The sequence below is a fragment of the Nocardiopsis sp. KDC1DS13DA1 genome (assembly GCF_055632325.1).
In genome coordinates this window covers 101,850-121,714 of sequence record NZ_JBVMUY010000047.1, presented here as the reverse complement: position 1 = coordinate 121,714, position 19,865 = coordinate 101,850, and the positions used below count along the sequence as shown (strand labels likewise).

12 protein-coding genes are annotated in these 19,865 nt (G+C 72.5%); 7 read left to right on the top strand and 5 right to left on the bottom strand.

What is annotated here, in order from left to right; all coding sequences use genetic code 11:
• The first annotated feature begins 12 nt into the window (after positions 1–12).
• The 4 genes from ACTVAJ_RS27525 to ACTVAJ_RS27510 are packed head-to-tail and all read left to right on the top strand — an operon-like array spanning position 13 to position 11,231.
• Positions 13–4,053 (top strand): amino acid adenylation domain-containing protein, encoded by a 4,041-nt coding sequence (locus ACTVAJ_RS27525; RefSeq protein ID WP_470391197.1) that lies wholly within the window; start codon positions 13–15, stop codon positions 4,051–4,053.
• Positions 4,050–6,359 (top strand): DegT/DnrJ/EryC1/StrS family aminotransferase, encoded by a 2,310-nt coding sequence (locus tag ACTVAJ_RS27520; RefSeq protein WP_470391196.1) that lies wholly within the window; start codon positions 4,050–4,052, stop codon positions 6,357–6,359. Before ACTVAJ_RS27525 ends, ACTVAJ_RS27520 begins: the two co-directional genes overlap by 4 nt.
• Before the next feature lie 34 nt (positions 6,360–6,393).
• Positions 6,394–7,746 carry an MFS transporter gene (locus ACTVAJ_RS27515; RefSeq protein ID WP_470391195.1) on the top strand — a complete coding sequence of 451 codons (1,353 nt, stop codon included), beginning with the start codon at positions 6,394–6,396 and terminating at the stop codon, positions 7,744–7,746.
• Positions 7,743–11,231: a condensation domain-containing protein gene (locus tag ACTVAJ_RS27510; RefSeq protein WP_470391194.1), complete on the top strand. Its 3,489-nt coding sequence runs from the start codon at positions 7,743–7,745 to the stop codon at positions 11,229–11,231. Before ACTVAJ_RS27515 ends, ACTVAJ_RS27510 begins: the two co-directional genes overlap by 4 nt.
• 70 nt (positions 11,232–11,301) lie before the next feature.
• On the opposite strand, the gene pyrF is transcribed toward ACTVAJ_RS27510, so the two are convergent.
• Genes pyrF through ACTVAJ_RS27495 form a run of 3 tightly spaced genes read right to left on the bottom strand, consistent with a single transcriptional unit; the run spans position 11,302 to position 13,174 of the window.
• Positions 11,302–12,192 (bottom strand): orotidine-5'-phosphate decarboxylase, encoded by an 891-nt coding sequence (pyrF, locus tag ACTVAJ_RS27505; protein ID WP_470391193.1) that lies wholly within the window; start codon positions 12,190–12,192, stop codon positions 11,302–11,304.
• A 17-nt stretch (positions 12,193–12,209) separates the two neighbouring features.
• Positions 12,210–12,932, bottom strand: a complete 723-nt coding sequence (locus ACTVAJ_RS27500) for an HAD family hydrolase (protein WP_470391192.1) — start codon at positions 12,930–12,932, stop codon at positions 12,210–12,212.
• A complete protein-coding gene (locus ACTVAJ_RS27495) occupies positions 12,929–13,174 on the bottom strand; it encodes an MbtH family protein (protein ID WP_470391191.1) in 246 nt (81 codons plus the stop codon). The genes ACTVAJ_RS27500 and ACTVAJ_RS27495 overlap by 4 nt, the downstream gene beginning before the upstream one ends.
• Before the next feature lie 188 nt (positions 13,175–13,362).
• Here ACTVAJ_RS27495 and ACTVAJ_RS27490 point away from each other — a divergent pair, with 188 nt between their 5' ends.
• Positions 13,363–14,379, top strand: a complete 1,017-nt coding sequence (locus ACTVAJ_RS27490) for a 3-deoxy-7-phosphoheptulonate synthase (RefSeq protein WP_470391190.1) — start codon at positions 13,363–13,365, stop codon at positions 14,377–14,379.
• A gap of 58 nt (positions 14,380–14,437) precedes the next feature.
• On the opposite strand, the gene ACTVAJ_RS27485 is transcribed toward ACTVAJ_RS27490, so the two are convergent.
• Both ACTVAJ_RS27485 and ACTVAJ_RS27480 read right to left on the bottom strand, forming a co-directional pair.
• Positions 14,438–16,177, bottom strand: a complete 1,740-nt coding sequence (locus ACTVAJ_RS27485) for a condensation domain-containing protein (RefSeq protein WP_470391189.1) — start codon at positions 16,175–16,177, stop codon at positions 14,438–14,440.
• A 27-nt stretch (positions 16,178–16,204) separates the two neighbouring features.
• Positions 16,205–17,485 carry a helix-turn-helix domain-containing protein gene (locus ACTVAJ_RS27480; protein ID WP_470391188.1) on the bottom strand — a complete coding sequence of 427 codons (1,281 nt, stop codon included), beginning with the start codon at positions 17,483–17,485 and terminating at the stop codon, positions 16,205–16,207.
• A 284-nt stretch (positions 17,486–17,769) separates the two neighbouring features.
• Between ACTVAJ_RS27480 and ACTVAJ_RS27475 the strand changes: the two genes are divergently transcribed.
• Together ACTVAJ_RS27475 and ACTVAJ_RS27470 are read left to right on the top strand one after the other, a co-directional pair.
• A complete protein-coding gene (locus ACTVAJ_RS27475) occupies positions 17,770–18,033 on the top strand; it encodes an acyl carrier protein (RefSeq protein ID WP_470391187.1) in 264 nt (87 codons plus the stop codon).
• A gap of 1,013 nt (positions 18,034–19,046) precedes the next feature.
• Entirely contained in the window at positions 19,047–19,403 is a 357-nt protein-coding gene (locus ACTVAJ_RS27470; protein WP_470391186.1) for a hypothetical protein, read from the top strand.
• Positions 19,404–19,865: the final 462 nt, after the last annotated feature.

The following is a 19,865-nucleotide window of genomic DNA, read 5'->3' as shown; positions in this document are numbered from 1 at the left end:
AGGTGGTGGAGTGTGCGACAAGAGATCATCGACCAGGTACTGGGGCTGCCCCTGCGTGAGCGCCGCGCCCTGCTCCACCGGTTCGCCGGACGTGGTGCCCGGGCGGGCCGCCTCTCGCCCGAGCCCCGGACAGGCCGGTTCCCCGCCTCGGCCGGACAGCGCTCCCAGTGGTTCCTGTGGCGACTGGACCCTGGCGGGAGCGCCTACAACATCCCCGTCCTCTACCGCGTCCGCGGGGACCTGCGGACGGGCGTCCTGGAACGGGCACTCGGCGAGCTGACCGTCAGGCACGAGGCCCTGCGCACCACCTTCGCCGAGACCGACGACGGGCTGGAACAGGTGGTGGGCGCCCCCCGGGAGGTGGAGATCGCCCGGCACACCGCCCCCGCCGGCCTCGTTCCGTTGGCCGAGCGGATCCGTGCCTTCGCCGAGGCACCCTTCGACCTGGGCGGCGGCCCGCTGTTCCGGGCCGCCCTCTGGTCGGGGGACGACGGCCACGTGCTCGCCCTGTGCTTCCACCACGCCGTGTTCGACGAGTGGTCCCTGGGTGTCCTCGAACGCGACCTCGGCTCCCTCTACAACACGCTCCTGGCCGGGCGGGAACCGGCCCCGCCCGTGCCTCGCCTGCAGGTCGCGGACCTGCCCTCCGCCTCGGAGGACGGCCTCGACCACTGGACACGGACCCTGGAGGGCGTCCGGCCCACCTCCCCGCCCTGGGACCAGCCCCCCGAGCGCGATGGAGGCCCGGCCGGATACCAGACGGCCACGATCCCCCCGGACGTGCTCGCCGGAGTGGACGCCCTGGCCCGTGCGCACGGGACCACCCGGTTCGCCGTCCTCCTGGCCGCCTTCCACGTCTTCCTCATCCGTCGCACCGGGCGCACCGACCTGAGCGTGGGGACCCCGGTTGCCGGGCGCACCCGCCCCGAGACCCGCGACCTGATCGGATTCCTGGTCAACACCCTCGTCCTACGGACCCACGTGGCCACCGACCAGCCCTTCGCCGCGCTTGTCGACCGGACCACCCGGACCCTTCGGGAGGCCCTGCGCCATCAGGACGTCCCCTTCGAAACCGTGGTCCGCGCGCTCGGCGGGGCCCACGACCCCGCCCGCAATCCGCTCTTCCGCGTGATGTTCACCCGGGCCGATGCCCCGGACACGGACGGCGGAGACGCCCTGGACCTCCACGGCGCCTCCGCGCATCCCATGGCCCCCCAGGAGGGCCAGGCCCTCTTCGACCTCACCGTCACCGTCACGGAGGGACCCGAAGGCACGGCGTTGACCTACGAGTACGCCGCCGACCGTTACCTGGAGGAAACGGTCCGGGGCTGGGCCGTCGAGCAGGTCGACCTCCTGCACCGGATCACCGCGGCCCCGGACACCCCCGTCTCCGCCCTGCTGCCCGCCCGGGACCGGGACGCGAACGTGCGCGTCCGCGGGGAGGAGCGGCCCGCGCCCCGCGACACCGTGCCCGAGATGATCGCCCGCCGAGCCCGCGACACCCCCGGTACCGTCGCGATCCACGAGGGGAGGCACACCCTGACCTACGCGGACGTCGCGGTCCGGGCCGCAGCGCTCGCCGCCCGACTGCGTGCCCACGGGGCGGGTCCGGAGCGCCTGGTGGCGGTCGCGCTGCCGACGGGTGCCGACGCCGTGACCGCGGTCCTGGCCTGCTGGTGGTCGGGTGCCGCCTTCGTCCCCTTCGCACCGGACGACCCCCTGGAGAGATCGCGCGGTATGGCCGACCGGCTCGACGTGTGCGCGGTCATCGTCCCTCCAGGACATCGCCCCCTGGGCGACCACCCCGCCCCCGTCGTCGAGTACGCCCCGTCGGACGGGTTCGCGCCGACCAGCGCGGACGGGCCCCCGCCGAGCCTCCCACCACGGCCGGTACGGCCCTCGCAGCTCGCCTACGTCATCCACACGTCCGGATCCACGGGCACCCCCAAGGGGGTGATGATCCAGCACGACCATCTGGCTGAGCACACGGTCAACGGTCTGGCGCCCCTGCTGGGTGACGCCGCCGGGCGGCCCCTGAACGTGGCGCTCGGGGCGGCCGCCGTCTTCGACGTCTTCGTGAACCAGCTCGTGTCCCTGGCGTTGGGCCACACCCTGGTCGTCCTCGACGGGCCGTCGCGCACGGACCCCCGACGCCTGGCCGACGCCCTCCGGAACGGGCCGCGTGTGGACGTCCTGGACCAGCCTCCGGCCCTGCTCCCCCTGCTTCTGGACACGGGGGTTCTCGACACCCCGAGGGCACCGCACACCCTGCTGTTCGGCGGGGAGCCCTGCCCGCCCGAGGTCTGGGACCGGCTGCGAGGGCACCCCGGCGTCCGAGCGCTGAACTGCTACGGCCCGACCGAGTGCACGATCGACGCCACCACCGCCGACGTCGCGCGTACCCGCGCGGTCACCGTGGGCGTTCCCCATCCCAACACCACCGTGCACGTTCTCGACGAGCACCTGCGCCCGCTCCCCGCGGGCGCCGTCGGAGAGGTCTACCTCGGCGGACCCCGGGTCGGCCGAGGCTACGCCCACGCCCCGGGGCTCACCGCCGCGCGCTTCCTCCCCGACCCCTTCACCCCGGGCGGCCGACTGTACCGGACCGGCGACCAGGGGCGCCTGCGCTCCGACGGGAGTCTGGAGTTCCGCGGACGCCTGGATCGGCAGGTCCAGATCAGAGGGCGCCGCATCGAACTCGCGGAGGTGGAGGAGGCACTGGCCGGACTCCCCGGCGTACGGGCGGCGGTGGCGGTCGCGCACCGGGCCCCGAACGGCACCGACATCCGCGCCTACGCGATGGCCGACACCGAACCCTCCGCCCTGCGCTCGGCCCTGGCGCGCCGCCTTCCCCGGCACATGCTCCCGACCGACCTCGTCGTCGTGGACCGCTTCCCGCTCACCCCCTCGGGCAAGATCGACACCGCCCGGCTTCCGGAACCGCCGCACCGGCCCGCCGGGCCGGCGGCCGACGCGCCCAGAGACGACCGCGAACGCACGATCGCCCGGGCCTGGTGCGACGTGCTGGGGCTGGAAGGGGTCGGGATCTTCGACGACTTCTTCGACCTGGGCGGCCACTCCCTGCTGGCCGTGCGGCTTGCCGCGGCGCTGGAGGAGCGCACGGGCCGCCCCGTCCAGGCAGACCTGGTCCTCACCGAGCCGACGGTGGCCTCCCAGGCGCGCTCCCTGGCCAGGGCCGACGACGACACCCGGGTGGTCGTGCCGATGGGCGGGACAGTGGGAGCCGGGGGACCGGTCACCGTCCTGGTCCACCCCGTCGGCGGCAGCCTCCTGTGCTACCGGCGACTGGCCCAGAGCCTCGCCCGCACCGGCGAGGTGGTGGGGCTGCGTGCCGACGTCCGGGGTCGGACCGTCCCCCTGCCCGACCCGGTCACGGGGCTGCGGCCACTGGCCGCCCGCTACGCCGCGCTCCTGACCGAGGAGTTGCCCGGGCGGAGCCTCGTCCTCATGGGCTGGTCCCTGGGGGGCGCGCTCGCCCAGGCGGTCGCCGCCGAACTGGTCCGCCAGGGGCGCGCCCCCGAACACCTGGTCCTCCTCGACACGCCTCCCCCCGCCGGGGAGACCGAGGAGGACCGGGAGGTGGCGGCCCTCCTGACCGGGCTCGCCACCGGGGTCCCGGTCGACCGGGGGTTCCACGGTGCCGCACTGCGCTCCCTCGGCGTCGACCCCGACGGCTTCGCCGCGCTGCCCCCGGGCGCGCGCGCCGACCTGGCCGGTTTCTGGTCGGCCCTGCTGGGGGCGTCCCTGCGGCACCGCCCCGAAGCGTTGGCGATCCCCACCACGCTGGTCCTGCCGCACGTCCACGACGAGGCGACCGCAACCTGGGCCGCGCGCGGGTGGGCGTCTTCGAACCCCGGGGGACCGAACGTCCAACGGGTGCCCGGTGACCACTTCTCCCTCCTGGACGGACTCGCGGACACGGCACCGGTATGGCTCACCGACCCAGGCCGCGGCACACCGGCGGCGCGGGGACACGTCCAGGCGGCCCGAACGGCCGCCCACACCCAGGCGAGTACGGAGGTTGGCGAATGAGACATCTGGAACACCCCCCGGAATGGCCGATCTACGCGGAACCGGAGATCCGACGCGTCACCGAGCTGGTGCGCCGGGGGCGCACCTTCGACTACCGGCACGGTCCGGAGCTCTCGGCCCTGGAGGAGGGGTTCTCACGGCTGCATGCCGGGCGCCACGCCCTGGCCCTGAACTCCGGCACCAGCGCCCTGCTCGCCGCCTACCACGCCCTGGGCGTGGGGCCCGGCGACGAGGTGCTGGTCCCCGACCTGACCTTCCTGGCCACGGCCTCCCCGCTGTTCCTGCTGGGCGCCGTCCCCGTGCTCTGCGACAGCGGCGACCCCTGGGGGAACGTGACGGCCCACACCCTGCGGGAGAAGATCGGCCCCCGCACCCGAGCGATCGTCGTCACCCACCTGTTCGGCCGCCCCTGCGCCATGGACGAGATCGTCACACTGGCCCGGGAACACGGGCTGCCCCTGATCGAGGACTGCTCGCACGCCCACGGCTCCACCTACCGGGGACGCCGCGTGGGCACCTTCGGCGATCTGGCGGTCTTCAGCATCGGCGGCCTCAAACTCGTCTCCGGCGGCATGGGTGGTGTCCTCCTCGCCCGGGACCGCCGCCACCACGAGATCGCCTGCCTGCTCAGCAGCTTCCAGCAGCGCAGTGCCGCCACCGTCACGGACCCCGGCCTGCGCCGCCTGGCCGACGTCGGCCTCGGCGGCAATCTGAGGATCAGCCCCGTGGCCGCGGTTCTGGCCAAGGCCCACCTGGACCGACTGGACACGCTGGTCGCGAGCAAGGCCCGCAACGCGTCCCGGATCCTGGAGCCCCTGGACCTGGACGGGATCGGAGTACCCGGTCCCGGACCCGAACACACCATGGGCGGCTGGTACGACATCGTCATCGACGTGGACCCCGAGCGCGCCGGGTTCGACCGCGACACCCTGTTGGATGCCCTGTGCGAGGAGGGGGTCCGCGCGCGCGTGCCGCGTACCGCCCCGCTGCACCGCACCTCCGTCTTCGGCGGCGACACCGCCGCCGACGATGTGCTGCCCTACACCGACGAGGTGCGCCGACGCCACCTGCGCATGACCGACCGCGACCTGCCCGCGGCGTCGGCGGCGCACGACCGGTGGATCAGCCTGCCCGGCACCTTCTTCAACGACGGGAAGGGGGCACTGGTCCCCGCCTACGTCCAGGCCCTCACCCGGGTCCTGAACAACCTGGGAAGGGGTGGGGCGGCCCCCCGGCCGCTCCCGGACCGCCCCCGGCCCACCCTGCACGTCGTCTCCCCGCGCAGCCTCGTCGGTTGGTTCGACCACTTCGCCGGTCACCGGGAGGGCGACCTGGTCCGGGTCATCGGTGAGGACGTCGAGGACGACCTCACCGGGATCCTCGACGAGTGCTCCTCCCTCGGGGACGGCCGCACGGTCGTCGTCCATTCCAGTCACGACACCCTCGAACGCGACCGGGAGATCGCCGACCGGCTGATCCTGCTGGGCCACGACGTCTCCGCCCAGTCGGAGCGGTGCGCGGCCCTGGGCGCCGACAAGCTCGCCATGAAGCGCTTCCTGCGCGGGCGCGGCTTCCCCACGGCCGACTGGACCACCGGCACCGGATGGTCCGGGGCCCCCGTTCCAGTCGGAGCCCCCGTAGTGGTCAAGTCCCGGGGCGGCACCCAGAGCCGCGGGACGCGACTCGGCCGCTCGGGAGAGCCGCTGTCCCCCGACGAGTTCGCCGAGGCCTATCACGAGGGGTGCGAGTACTCCGTCCTCGTCTACCGGGGCGAGGGCCGGACCGCGGTCTTCCCGCCCATCGGGAAGGGGCGGAACTCGCAGACCCTCCTGCCGCCGTGGAAGCGGTTGCGGCTGTGCCCCGACCCGGGCATCACCGACGCGGTGGAGGAGGAGATCACGCGTCTGGGCGTTGCGATCGCCGTGGCGGCCGACACGCGGGGCTTCGTGGAGGTCGAGTACCTCGTCGGGGACGACGGCGCCGTCCGGGTGCTGGAGATCAACCCCCGTATCTGCGGGACGATGCGCATAGCCGCGATGGCTACCGGGGTCCCGCTCTTCGACATGCACCGGCGCCCCGAACTCGAAGGCCGGCTCACCGCGCGCTTCTGGGCCGCGGAGGTTCCCCACCGCGGAGCACACTTCGCCGCCCCGGACGCCAGAGCCTTCGCGACCTCCCGACTGACGGTGGCCACCGACCGGTTCTCGGGGCTGCGCGGCCGCCTCCTGGAATTCGGCGCGAGACCCGACGACGTCAGCCCCCTCCCGGCCTCTCCGGCCCTGACCGCCCCCGCCCGCCCGCTCTGACGGGCCCGCGGGACAGAACGACACGAGGTGACACATGACCATCGACGAAAGGCCCCGGACCCTCACGGAGGATGAGGACGCGGTCGGCGCGGCGCAGCGGCGCTCGGACTTCAACAAGCTGTGGTTCGGACAGGCGGTGGCCGCCATGGGCGGCCAGGTCACGACACTGGCCCTTCCACTGGTCGCGATCATCTACCTGAACGCCTCGGCCACCCAGGTCGGCCTTCTGGGCGGGGCGCGGGAACTGGCGGCCCTGCTCCCGATGCTGTTCTTCGGTGTGATGGTCGACCGCATGCGTCGGCGACCGCTGATGATCACCGCCGACCTGGGCCGGGCCGCCGTCCTGCTGGCCGTCCCGGTCCTGGCGGCGCTGGGCATGCTGGGCATGCCGGTCCTGTACGTGGTGGCCTTCCTGCTGGGCTGTCTGACCGTCGTCTTCGACCTGGCCTCCCGCGCCTACCTGCCCACCCTGATGACATCCGACGAGCTGCTGGGCGGCAACAGTAAACTCCAGGCCACCGACTCCATCGCCGACGTGGCGGGGCCCGGTTTGGGCGGCGTGCTGGTCCAGCTCCTCAGAGCGCCCTTCGCCCTGATCGTCACCACGGCCTCCTTCCTGGCCTCCGCAGTCGCGGTCTGGACGATCCGTACCCCCGAGCCGCGGCCCCGGCGTGAGGAGACAGGCGGCGAGGGCGCGGTGCGCGAGATGTTCTCCGACATCGGTGCGGGCCTGCGGTTCGCCTTCTCCCACCGGTTGCTGCGCCCGCTGGCCGTCTCGGCGGCGATCTTCAACTTCTTCGTCACGATCCACCTGACGATCTTCGCGGTCTACGCGGCGCGTTCCATGGACATGTCCGCCGGGCACATCGGCGTCGTCTTCGGAGCGTTCGGGATCGGCGGGTTCCTGGCGGCGACCTCGATCGGCTTCCTGCTCTCCCGGATCGGCTACGGCCGCCTCATCCTGCTGGGATACCTGATCGGCATCGTCGCGATCGTCGCTGTGCCCTTCGTCGGCGGTTCCCCGACGCTGGCCACCGCCCTGTTCGCACTGGCCTACGGTGTGGCGGGGTACGGCATCGTCGGGATGAACATCGCCGAGATCACCGTGCGTCAGATCGTCACCCCCGACGACCTCCAGGGCCGGGTCAACGCCAGCTTCCGGTTCCTGATCGGTGCGCTGGTTCCGATCGCGGCCGCGGTGTCGGGGATCATCGGCGACCTGGTCGGTCTGCGGGAGACCCTGTTGGTCACCGCCGGGGGAGTCCCCCTCGCCCTGGTCCTGCTGCTGTTCTCCCAGGTGCGCGACGTGCGTGAGATCGACGGCCCCGACGCGCCGTCCGACGCCGTGCCCGAGGGTGCCTCCGGCGGTGGGGAGGAGAAGGCGTGACCGAGGTCCTCGAACGACGCACGGCTGGCTCGGACACCGACACGGACCAGGGCCGCGACGGGCCCCTCTCCCTTCTCCAGGAGCAGTTGTGGCTCGTGGAGAAGGTGGAGGAAGGCGAAGGGCTGTACAACGAGATCTGGGTGCTGGGCCTGGAGGGCGAACTGGACACGGCTGCCCTCGCGGCCGCCCTGGACGACGTGGTGCTCCGCCACGACTCCCTGCGCACCTCCTTCCCCGTGGTGGGGGACGGGCCGCGCGCCCGGGTCAGCAAGGTCTCCGGCGTCACTCCGGGCGAGGTGATCGACCTCTCCCACCTCCCCGACGACGAGCACGACGCCCTGGTCGCCCGCCTGGCCCAGGAACTGGCCGAGCGCCCCTACGACCTGGAGTCGGGGCCGCTGCTGCGCTGTTCCCTGCTGCGGTTCGGGCCGCGCAGGCACACCATGCTCCTGGCAGTCCACCACATCGTCTCGGACGGGCACTCGCTGTCGATCCTGGTCGACGACCTGGGCCGCGCCTACCGGAGCCGTCTCACGGGGACGTCCGAGCCGCTCGGCCCGCCGCCCGCCCCCTACGCGGACTTCGCCAGGGAGCAGCGCGAGCAGGAGAACGGTCCGCGGTGGCAGCGGGCACTCGACCACTGGCGCGCGCACCTCACGGGCGCTCCGAGCCTGCTCGACCTGACCCCGGGGCGGCTGCGCCCGGCGCGCAAGGGCACGGCCGGGGCACGGGTCGGAGTCGACCTCGATCTGCCCGCCGACGCCGCGCCGGGGATCGAGCGGCTGGCCCGCCGGGTCGGGGCGACGCCGACGAGCGTTCTCATGGCCGCCTTCGCCGCGGTCCTACACCGCTACACCGGCCGCGACGACCTCGTCCTGGGGACGGCCGGCCTGGGTCGGCCCGGGGCGGAGTTCCAGCGCACCATCGGCTATTTCGCCACCACGCTGCCGCTGCGGCTGCGCCCGTCGGCCGGGCTGTCCTTCGAGGGCTTCCTCGACCAGGTCGCGGACACGCTCTACGACGCGCTCGACCACCAGATCGTGCCCTTCGGCAAGATGGTCGAGGAACTGCGGCCGGAGCGGGGCCCCAGCCACGGCCCCCTGGTCCAGGTGATGTTCTCCCGTATCGAGCCGATGGCGGGCGAACTGGTGCCCGGTGTGTTGTCGGTGCGCGCCGAGGAGAAGGCCGCCCGGCTGCGCTCCCGGTTCGACCTGATCCTCGAACCCGAGCTCACCCCCCGGGGGCTGCGGGCCTGGGTCGAGTACGACACGGGACTGTTCGACGAGGAGTGGGTGCGCTCCCTGTGCGCTCACTACGCCCGATTCCTCACCGGAGCGCTGCGTGCCCCGGGGACCCCGATCGGTGAGGTGCCCATGCTGGTGCCGAAGGAGGACCCCACCCTGGCGCATGGCGACGGCCCCGTGGACGTCGTCCTCAACGACGCCGGCACGGTCGCACCTCCGCGGCTCCTCGGCCTCGTCCACCGGTACACCCCCGGCCCGGCCGACGCCCCGTCGCCCGGTGGTGCCTTCGAACCCGAATGGGAGCTGGGTCACCGGACGGCGGCCGGCGAGACGGTCCGGGTCGGCCGGGCCGACCGCATCCCCGAGGTCAACGGGATCAGGGTCCCCCTGGACGTGGTCGGTGCGGTGGTGGCCGTCCACCCGGACGTGCGCTCCTGTGACGTGGAGGTCGAGCGCGACGAGCGGGGGAGGGACACGATCGTCGCCCGTCTGAGGCCCTCGTCCCCGGGCACCGGGGTCACCCCCGCACTGGAGGAGTACCTGGCGGAGAAACTCCCCCGGTACGCGATGCCCACCCTGGTCGTGATCGGTGGCGCGGGGGCGGACACGGCCCCCGCCGCGGACCGGGAGGAAAGCTCCGAGAGAACGCTCGGGATCGTCCTGGACCTGTTCCGCGAGGCCCTGGAGGACCCCTCGGCGGGGCCCGACGACGACTTCTTCGCCGCGGGCGGGTACTCCATGCTCGCCGCGAACCTGGTGCGCACGCTCCGCCTCCGGCACGGGATCGACGTCCCGCTCAAGCTGTTCTTCCGGTCGCCCACACCGCGTGGCCTGGCCGAGGCGCTCACCCGCGCCGTGCGACCCGGCACCGCTGCCGGGGAGGACGGTCGCCGTGCGGGCGGCGGGGAGGGCGAGGGGGCGCCGCTGACCGCAGCCCAGGCGGACATGTGGGTGGTCAGCAGGCTCTCCCCGGACGTCCCGGTGTACAACGTGCCGATGGACGTCACCATCGACGGCCCGCTGTCCGTGGACGCGTTCAAGCACGCCTTCGACACCGTCGTGGCCCGCCACGAGGTGCTGGGCAGTACCTTCTCGCTCAGCTCCGGGGCCCTGGTCCGTCTCCGTCCGGGATCGGGGCATCCGCGCCTGCGCACCTTGGACCTGTCGTGTCTGGCCGACGACACCGGGCGGGAGGTCGACCGACTGGCCGCGCGGGAGGCCCGGCACGTCTTCTCCCTCGGTCAGGAGGCGCCCCTGAGGGCCGTCGTGGTGAGACAGCACGAGCGTCGGCACCGGCTGCTGCTGACCTTCCACCACATCGCCATGGACGGGGTCGGTTTCTCCGCGTTCTGCCACGAGTTGGGCGTCGCCTACCGGGCGGCCCTGGAGGGTGCGGATCCCGGCCTGCCCGAGCCCGAACCCACCTGGGACGAGTACGCCCGTTGGGAGGGCGAGTGGATCGCGGGTGGCCAGCAGGACCTGGTCGCCTACTGGACCGAGCGGCTGGGCGACATGGGTCGGCCGGGTGTACCCGCCGAGCTGCCCCGCGGCCCCCGGAAGGGGTTCGGTGGCGCCTCGGTCCGCCACCGGCTCGACGACGCTCTGGCCTCGGGGCTGGCGGCCCTGGCCTCCCGGTGCCGCGTCAGCCCGTTCGCGGTCACCACCGCGGCCCTGTGCGTCCTGTGGTCCTCCCTGACGGGGGAGACCGACCTACCGATCGGCACTCCGGCGGAGAACCGGCACCTGCCTGGCTCGGGGAGCCTGGTCGGCTGCTGTGTCGGCTCCCTCGTCCTGCGGATCGACCTGTCCGGGGCCCCCTCCTTCGCTGAGGTGGTCCGCAGGGCGGAGCGGACGACGCGGGAGGCCTACCGGCACCAGGGCGTGCCGATGTCCACCCTGCTGCGGCTGGCCGGGGCCGACCGGGGCGCGGGGCGCACCGCTCTGTTCCAGGTGTCCTCCGAGTGGCAGGAGCGGTCCGGCTCCGACCTGGAGCTGGAGGGCTGCGTGGTCAACGTCGGGTTCACTCCGAGCGGGGCCATCCACAACGAGCTGTCGCTGACCGCCACGCGCACCGGCGCCGGAACCGACCTCGAACTGGGCTACAGCACCGCTCTGTGGACTGAGGACGGGGCCCGGTCCTGGCTTGACGCTGTGGTGCGGATCCTGACCCTGGCGGTGGAGGAGCCCGGGACCGTGCTCGGCGGGTTCGCCGACTGCGCCGGGGCCGTCCGCGGGGCCTGAGGCGGTCGGGGCCGGACCCGCGTCCGGCCCCGGTTCCTCCCGCCGCGGGAACCGGCGGGAGGACGGCTCGCTACACCCCGCCCGGGAGCCGGGCATCGCCGTGCCCTGCGTCCCCGCGGAGCAGGACCGACCGCCACCGGTCCAGCGAGGAGCGCAGTGCCCCCCGGTCGGGGCCGTGGCGCAGGACACCGGTGGTGACGGTGAACAGCGCCCGGTCCCGGAGCGGAGCCGCGGCCCCGAGGACCTCAGCGGTGACGCGGTCCCCCCGTCCCAGTCCGGGGACCTCCACCAGAGAGGTCGCCAGCCTGCGGTACAACCCGGCGGACTCGGGCGACCGCGCGCCGACCACGGCGGCGGCCGGGCCGATCGGCAGGTCGGGGGCCCGCCGTCGGTTCCACGCGCTCACCTCGTCGGCCAGGTGTTGGGCCACGGTGCCCGCCCCGCGGCGGGCGAGCTGTGTCGCGTCCGTGGCGTGGTTGGAGGTCCGTACCAGGACGAACACCTGGGCGCCCGTCTCCTCGGCCCGGTGCAGCAGGGGTGCCAGGGAGGGGAGGCCCATGAAGCACTGAGCGGTGACGGCATCCCCTCCCAGGACGCTGTCGGCGCCGAGGTAGAGGTCGGCGTACGCCTCCATCGTGTCGTCGGCGTCCCCCACCTTGGCGTCCATGAGGACCAGCGAGCCCCGGTCGTGCGCCCGGTCGGTGAACCATCGGAGCAGATCCAGGCCCGGAGGGCCGAAGCGCGCGAAGAAGGGGGTCTGGACCTTGAACACGGCCAGGGAGTCCCCGGCGGCCTCCAGGACGGTCGAGCAGTAGGCGCGGGCCCCGGCGGGGCCCGGATCCAACCCCCAGGCGGTGAGCCATCGGTCGGAGGGAGCCACACCCAGGCACAGGGGGGAGCGCTCGGCCGCGAGCGCCGCCCATCGTTCGGGGAACCCGGGGAGCTGAACGGTGGCGTGCACGGTGCGGAGACCTTTCGTCAGGAGGCGGTCGACAGGTCGGCCGCCTCGTCGAGGGAGCGGATCGTGGTGACACGCGCGGGACGCGGCCCGGGAGGGGGACCCGTGCCGTCCCGGTCGAGCCAGACCCCGTGGAGCCCCGCCCGGGCCGCACCCAGGGCGTCGGCTTCCCAGCGGTCCCCGACGTAGAGGGTCGCGGAGGCCGGCACCCCGAGGGCGCGGCACCCGGCGTCGAAGATGCGGGGGTCGGGTTTGGCGGCGCCGTCCACGTCGTCGCAGCACACGATCGCCGCGAACCGGTCACCCACCCCGAGGCGGTCCAGCTTGCGCTGTTGGTAGTCGTGGGTGCTGTTGGACACCACGCCGATCGCCACTCCTGCGGTGCGCAGCCGGTCCAGCACGTGCGGGACGTCGGTGTAGAGCTGGAAGGCGCGTTCACAGCGGCGCAGGTAGTCGGCGACCCAGGCGTCCCGCTCACGCCGGGAGGGCCCGATGCGCAGCCCGGTCCGTGCGCAGAAATCGACGGCCCGGGCGCGGCGCTGCTCCTGGAAGGTGAGCTCGCCGTGCAGGAAGCGTCCGTAATGGGTCTCGGACAGCTCCCGCCACAGCTCGATCGCCTCGCGCACCCCTGCCTCGGTGACGCCGGGGGAGAGCACGCGCAGGTGCTCGGCCAGCCCGGCGTCCATGGCCTCGCTGAAGCGGACGAGCGTGTCGTCCACGTCGAAGAGGACGGCGCGGATCACGCGCGCGACTCCGCGGCGGCCGCGCCTTCCTCCCCGGTCTCCATGAACGCGCGCAGGCTCTTGGGCCGCATGTCCGTCCAGATCGTGTCGATGTGGGCCAGGCACTCCTCCTTGGTGCCCAGGAAGCCCGACCGGTACCAGCCCTCGGGAAGGGAGCGGTCCTCCCACCAGACGGAGTACTGCTCCTCGTCGTTGTGGACAACGGTGTAGCGGATGGTTTCGTCCTCGGTGGCCTCGATCACGGGGGTCTCCTTCGGTCAGGGTGGAAGTTGACAGTCTGAGCGTACTCGCAACTTAACTATTGTTTCAATATCTGATCTAATTATTGACTGCAGTCAATATCTTTGGGAGGTCGAGATGAGGAGACCCCGCACATGAGACACGAGTCCGTACGGCAGGCACCCGAAGAAGGCCGGAAGGGGGCGGCCGCGTGATCGTCGAACTCACCCCGGACGCCCCGGTCGCCCGGGTCAGGTCCCTGGCGGCCCGGCTCGCCGCCCACCCCGACGTGACCGCCTGGCCGGTCAGCCTCGGCACGCGCTCCTTCATCGTGGTCAGCGGCGACGAATCCTTGGTCGGCCCGGTCGACTCCCCCCTCGTGGCCGCGGCGCACAGCACCCTCGAACGCGGCTACTGGCTGGTCGCGGCCGACAACAGGGTCCTGTCCGGGCCGGTCGGCGTCGGCGCTGGCGCGGTCGGCGACGGCGGCTTCTGGTGCGCCGCGGGGCCCTGCGCGCTGGAGGACGTGGAAGACGCCCTGGAGACCTCCGCCCTCGTCCGCGAGCAGGGGGCCGCGGCCCTGCGGATGGGCCTCTTCAAACCCCGCAGCAGCCCCTACCACTTCCAGGGCCGCGGCCGGGAGGGGCTGGCGGACCTGGAGCTGGTGCGCTCCCGTGTCGGCCTGCCCGTCGTCACCGAGGTCATCGACCCCCGGGACGTCGAGCATGTGGCCGCGGTGGCCGACTGCCTCCAGGTGGACACCCGGAACATGGTCAACCGGGCCCTGCTCGCAGAGTTGGGCGGATGCGACCGGCCCGTCCTGCTCATGCGGGGCCTGCGCTCCTCGGTCACCGAGTGGCTGCGCGCGGCCGAGTTCGTGGTGAGCCGGGGGAACCCGAACGTGGTGCTGTGCGCGCGGGGCGTGGCCTCCTTCGACGACTCACTCGCCTTCCAGCCCGATTTCGGGGCGATCGCGGAGGTGCGCCGCAGGACGGGACTGCCGGTGGTCTTCGACCCCAGCCACAGCACGGGTCGGCGCTGGGCCGTGGCCCCGGCCGCCCTCGCCGCCGCGGCCTTCGGAGCCGACGGGCTGCTCATCGAGTCGCACGTGCGCCCCGAGCGCGTCCACCGGCCCGGGGACGGTCCGCAGATGTACCCCCCGAACGCCGTGGGTGAGCTGTTGCGCGCCTGTGAGCGGGTCCGAGGGATCGCTGCGGCCTTGGCCTGAGTCCCCGGGGGCCACGAACGGGGGGGGCGGGGCCGCGCCGCGCCCCCCCGTTCACCTGTCAGGGCGTGGGCGCCAGGGCCGCCAGCACCTCGTCCTCGTCCAGCCGGGACAGCGAGAGGCGGGTCAGCTCGTCCACCAGAGCGGCCTGCTCGGGCACGGTCGTGCGCGCGAACAGGTCGGCGACCGGGACGGGCACCCCGGCCTCCTCCTCCAGCCGCAGAGACAGACGGGCCACGGTGAGGGAGTGGCCACCCAGGTCGAAGAGCCCGTCCCCGGGCGCTCCCGCGGTCCCCAGCAGCTCACGCCAGATGTCGGCGACGGCCTCCTCGGCGGGAGTGACGGGGACGAAGCCCTCCTCGTCGTCTAGGTCCCACACCAGGTCGTCCCAGAGCCCGTCCGCCTCATCGGCCCTGTCGGGCGCGGGCGCCGCTGCCCCGATCACCGGCGGATCCGGGAGCGAGGCCACCGGGGCCCCCGGATCGGAGACCAGCACCTCCAGCACCCGCTCGTAGCGTTCGGCCAGGTCGGCGATGGTTGACCGGTGGTAGAGCCCGTCGTCGTACCCCCAGTGGCAGGTGAGTCCGTCCTCTCCCGCGACCACCTTCAACATGAGGGGGAAGGCGGCGGCGGTTCCCTCGAAGGCGAACGGCTCGCAGTCGACGCCGGGCAGGTCCAGGTGTGGCTCCCCGTGCCGCTCCAGGGAGAAGGTCGTCTGGAAGAACGGCATGCCCGAGGAGCGGTCCGGGGACAGCTCCCGTACGAGCAGGTCGAAGGGCGCCTCGCAATGGGCGAGGGCGCCCAGGAAGTTTCCCCGCTCAGCGGAGAGCAGGTCCTGGAAGGAGGAGTCGGGATCCACCCGGCCCCGCAGGGCGAGCAGGTTCAGGAAACAGCCGATCAGCGGTTGGGTCAGCGGGTGGGAACGGTCCGTCACCGGGGCGCCGACGGTGAGGTCGGACCGGCCGAGCGCGCGCCACATCAGGACGCGGAAGGCGGTCAGGCCCAGGACGAACGGCGATACCCGCTGCTCCCTGGCGACCTCCGTGAAGCGCGTCGACAGGTCCCCGGGAAGGGAGCGGACCAGGAGGGCGCCCGCACTCGTACGCCGCTGGGGGAGCATGTCGGCGGGGAGGGGAGGGTTCGGTGCCCTGTCCAGGCGTTCACGCCAGTAGGAGAGCAGGGCGTTCAGGTGCGGTCCGGACAGCCGCTCGTGCTGCCAGAGGGTGACGTCCGGGTACTGGACCTCCAGTGGTTCCGCGGGCCCCGCGCCGCGGTAGTGTCCGGCCAGTTCGGCCAGCAGCAGCCCGGTGGACTCGGCGTCCGTGGTGATGTGGTGCTGCACCAGCAGCAGGACGTGGTCGTCGGGCCCGACGGTGAAGAGCCGGGCCCGCAGCAGGGGGCCCGACTCCAGGTCGATCGGCCGGGCGGCCTCCGCGCAGACCGCCTCCCGTAGGGAGTCGTCGTCGGGGAAGGGACCGGTGACGGTCTCCAGGTCAGGTTCGACCGACGCAGCGACCCGTTGGGCGGGGCCGGTCGAGTCCGTCGGGAACACGGTCCGCAGTGCCTCGTGCCGGTTCACGAGGGCGGCCAGGGCGTTCCGGAGCCGTCCGGGGTCGACTCGGCCGCGCAACCGGAGCGCGACCGGGTCGTTCAGCGAACCGGGCCGGGGAGCGGCCCGGTCCGCGAACCACAGCCGGACCTGGGGATGGGAGAGAGGGACCGGGGCCGCGGGGTCCGGTCGCGGGACGGGGGCGGACGCGGGCCCCGGAGGGCGGGTGCTGCGAGGTCCTCGTTCGGTCATGGCCGATCTCCTCTCTCGGGGGCGTCGCTACCCCTGGTCCTCGTTCTCGGTGGCCTGGTCGATCCGTTTCCACGCGGCGACCGCGCGCTGGTAGTCGCCTGCGGCCTCCCAGGAGGCGGCGCAGTCGCGGAGCATCCGGACGCACGCGTCCGCCTCCCCCAGGCGGAGGAGTGCCTCGGCCGCGGTCTCCTGGAGCTCGGCCCATAGGCGGTCGGGCAGGGCGTCGGGCCGCAGCGCGAGCTCCTGGTGGATCTTCACGACCTCCCCGGGCTCATCGCCCAGGAGCCTGAGCCTGGCCCGCATGACCTGGATCGCGGGCTTCTCGTCGTCGGCCAGGAGCATCTCCGCGGCCGTCTCCGCGTTCCGCAGCCAGCGCTCGGCCAGGGGCAGGTCGCGCTCGATCGTCAGCAGGGTGGCGGCGATGGAGCGGCTGAACCGGATCCACTCGCGCGTGGACATGTCCTGGAACCTCAGGTTCTCGAGCGCGACCTGGAGCGAGGTGTAGGCGGCGTCGTGGTCACCGATGATCGCGTAGGCGCGGCTCGACACCCAGTTGGACCGCCCGACGACTCCCTTCTGGCCCAGTGCCCGCGACAGTTCGAGCAGTTCCCGGAGCGGAGAGGGGATCTCGTGCACGGCGTCGAGCTCGCACAGGATCGAGACCAGGATTCCCAGCAGCTTGATGTGTTCGACGCTGCCCCGGATCTGGGGCTCCTCGGCGATGGGCCGCGCCTTGAGGGCGATCTCCTTGGCCTCGTGGAACGCGCCGGAATCGCGCAGGGCCGCAGCCAGCCCGGTCAGGGCGGAGATCCTGAGGGTCGGCTGGTGGTTGATCCGGGGCGAGGTCAGCATCTCGCGATACAGAGTGACGCGTTTGTCGTGCAGGTGAAGAACCTGGAGCACGTGGTTCAGTGTGTTCCCGACCTGTACGAGGTGTCGGTCGTCGTCGGTGCGCAGGGCCTCGCGGTAGGCCTCCTGGAGCAGGGGCAGCGCCTCCTCGTACGCGTCCATCTCCAGGGTGTTCAGCGCGTGCTGGAACGTGGAGGTGAGGTCGTGACGGGGCTCCTTGCGCGGGGCCAGTTGCTCGGCGGGGCGATCCAGGAGGACGCTCACCGGCACGTCGAGCTTCTGCGCCAGGAGCAGGACCACGTTGAGCGTCGGGACGCGCTTGCCGGACTCGATCAGGGAGATGTAGCTGGACGTGATCTGGCTGCCCGCCAGGTCGCGCTGGGCCATGCCCTTGTCTGTTCTCAGACGGCGGAGCCTGAGGCCGAACTCCGGCTGCGAGATGTCGATGTTCTGTTCCATTGCCGGGGGATGGAAGGGTGAACCTTCTTGGTTCATGCGCTGTGCACCGTTCTCTTGCCGCCGAGACACCTCCTCCACCGCGGGACCCAGGGGCTGGTGTCTGCCAGTCCCCGACGGCCGCCGGGTGGGATGCGAGACGCGCGGTTCTTCATGCCTGTTGTTTTGCCGGGTGGTCGATATGTGCCCTTGGTGTAGTTTCTTCTCCTTCTCACTAGCCTCGACTGCCATGCGAGTTGACTGTTATTCTAACTATAGTTGATCACTATAGTTGCATGGGGGCAAGGGTGGACACGAAGGATGCGAGCTCTCGTTCCGAGCTGCTGCGCCGACTGATCGACCACTGCTATCAGGTGGTACTGCCGGGCGCTGAGGTGGGGGAGGCGCAGGACTTCTTCGAACTCGGCGGCGACAGTCTCCAGCTCATCAAGCTGGTGGCCGCGGTCCAGGAGGAGTTCGGTGTGTCCGTGGACGCCGCGCGCTTCTTCGAGGAGCCCACCGCGCTGCGTCTGCTGGAGGAGGTGGAGGGCTGCCTGTCCCTCGACGTCTGAGGGCGGGCGGACTCCGGGGTGCCGGTCAGGGCCTTCTGCCTGGGGTTTCGACCCACGGTCGCGGGGAGCGCGGTGTGGATGCGGTCGTGTCGATGCGACGTCGACACGACCGTTCGCCTACCCGGGGCTCCCGAGGACGGGCTCCCGGGCGGGCCGACTCCGCCCGGGTCCGCCGACGACAGGCAGGACCGGACCGCCCGCGTCGGGAGAACGCCCGGCTGCCCGGGGGACGCGGGATCCTGCCAGTACACGCGGGGCGGTTCTGGCGCTGCGGTCTCCTCGCTTGACGGCACAATGGTCGGGAGTGGACGCCTGTCCACCGAACCGGGGCCGGACCAGACGGCCTCTCGGAACGGGTCGGTGTCCGAACGCTGCGGATGCCGCCACGAAACCACCACCACGTCGTTGGGTGGAAGTGCCCGAAGCTGTGGCGCGAGGGCGGGGCGTGGAACCCCTGGCACGCCGAGTGGGCGTTCCAGTTCGAACTTTCCCGTACGGTGCGGGGCGCGCCGCCAGGTGCGTCGGGCGCGCGCTCCAGGATGGGGCCCGGTCCCAGTTCGGTCACGTCAAAGCGTTGATCCGCTCGGCTGACGAGGCGACAGAGGCGGAGGTTCGGGTCGCCGATCCGGCAGGCGTTGAGGACACGGCGTCTGCCGAGGGAGTCGGCGGAGGCCGAACGCGGTGTCGGCACCGGGGTGCGCATCCGGAGGATCACCGCCCGCGTCGGGGACGCAGTCCCCTCCTGGCAGGCGTCCTGCTGTGTGCCCTGGCCGCCGCGGTGCTCACCACCGACGCCCCGCACACCCGGACCGACCCGCCGCCCATCTGGTCCAGGACCTGCACGCCGACTACGCGCTGACCGTCAAACGCCGCCAGACCATGTTCGTCGAGTTCAAAGCACTTTTCTGGGCTCAGGGCCCCACGTTGGGCACCACCCGGCACCGCGGCCGCGGGCGAGCCGGGACCCGCACCGCCAAAGCCATCGCCCCGGCCGGGCCACCGGCTTTCCGCGCGTGGTCCAGGCGGTGCGCGTGCGCCGCCACGTCACCGAGCTGCGCGCCGGGAAGGCGTCGTGGACCGTGGCGTACGCGGTGACCCCGCTGGAGGTCGGGCGGGCAACGGCTGCCCGGATCGGCGCTGTGGTGCGGGGGCACTGGAACATCGAGGCCTGGCACCACGTCAAGGACGTCTCGTTGGGCGAGGACGCCTGCAGGGTCCGCTCCGCACGCGCCTCCGGCAACCTGGCCGTACTACGCTCCGTCGCCGTCCTGTCTCTTGGGCGGTCGGGCCGGGACACGCTGCCCGACACGATGCGGTGGGTGTCGCACGAGGTGTTCACTCGCTCTTCGGATGTGATCGGACTCCCGTGAACAGCACGAACATCACCGCCCACCGAGAATGAAACAACCCTGGGACACTCGGGAGGTTCATCCGCGCTGGCCTGGGATTTCCCGTACCGGGGGCCGTCATCCGATCGTATCGAAGGTCTCCTGGAACGCATGCGGGTGTCGTGTTCCGTGGCGGCGTACCAGCCACGGATCTCGTCGGGAAACGGAGCGGGCAGCGCGGGGACAGGCCGATGTTCGAGCCGTTGATGGGCGCTCTGCGTCTGCCGTGACGCATCGGACGACTGCGTACCCGCCCTGACCGTGTGCCGGGCGACAGAATTCACTCGAGCAGGGCAAACCGGGCCCATATGTGTCCGCGTCGCATCAAGGCGACCATTGATCAACCCCTTGGCCAGTGTGAACACCGTCGGCGTCATGGGTCGGCGGGCGGTCGGTCTGCGGCTTTCGACCAGCGGTGCTATCGCGACCGCAACACGGTAGAGC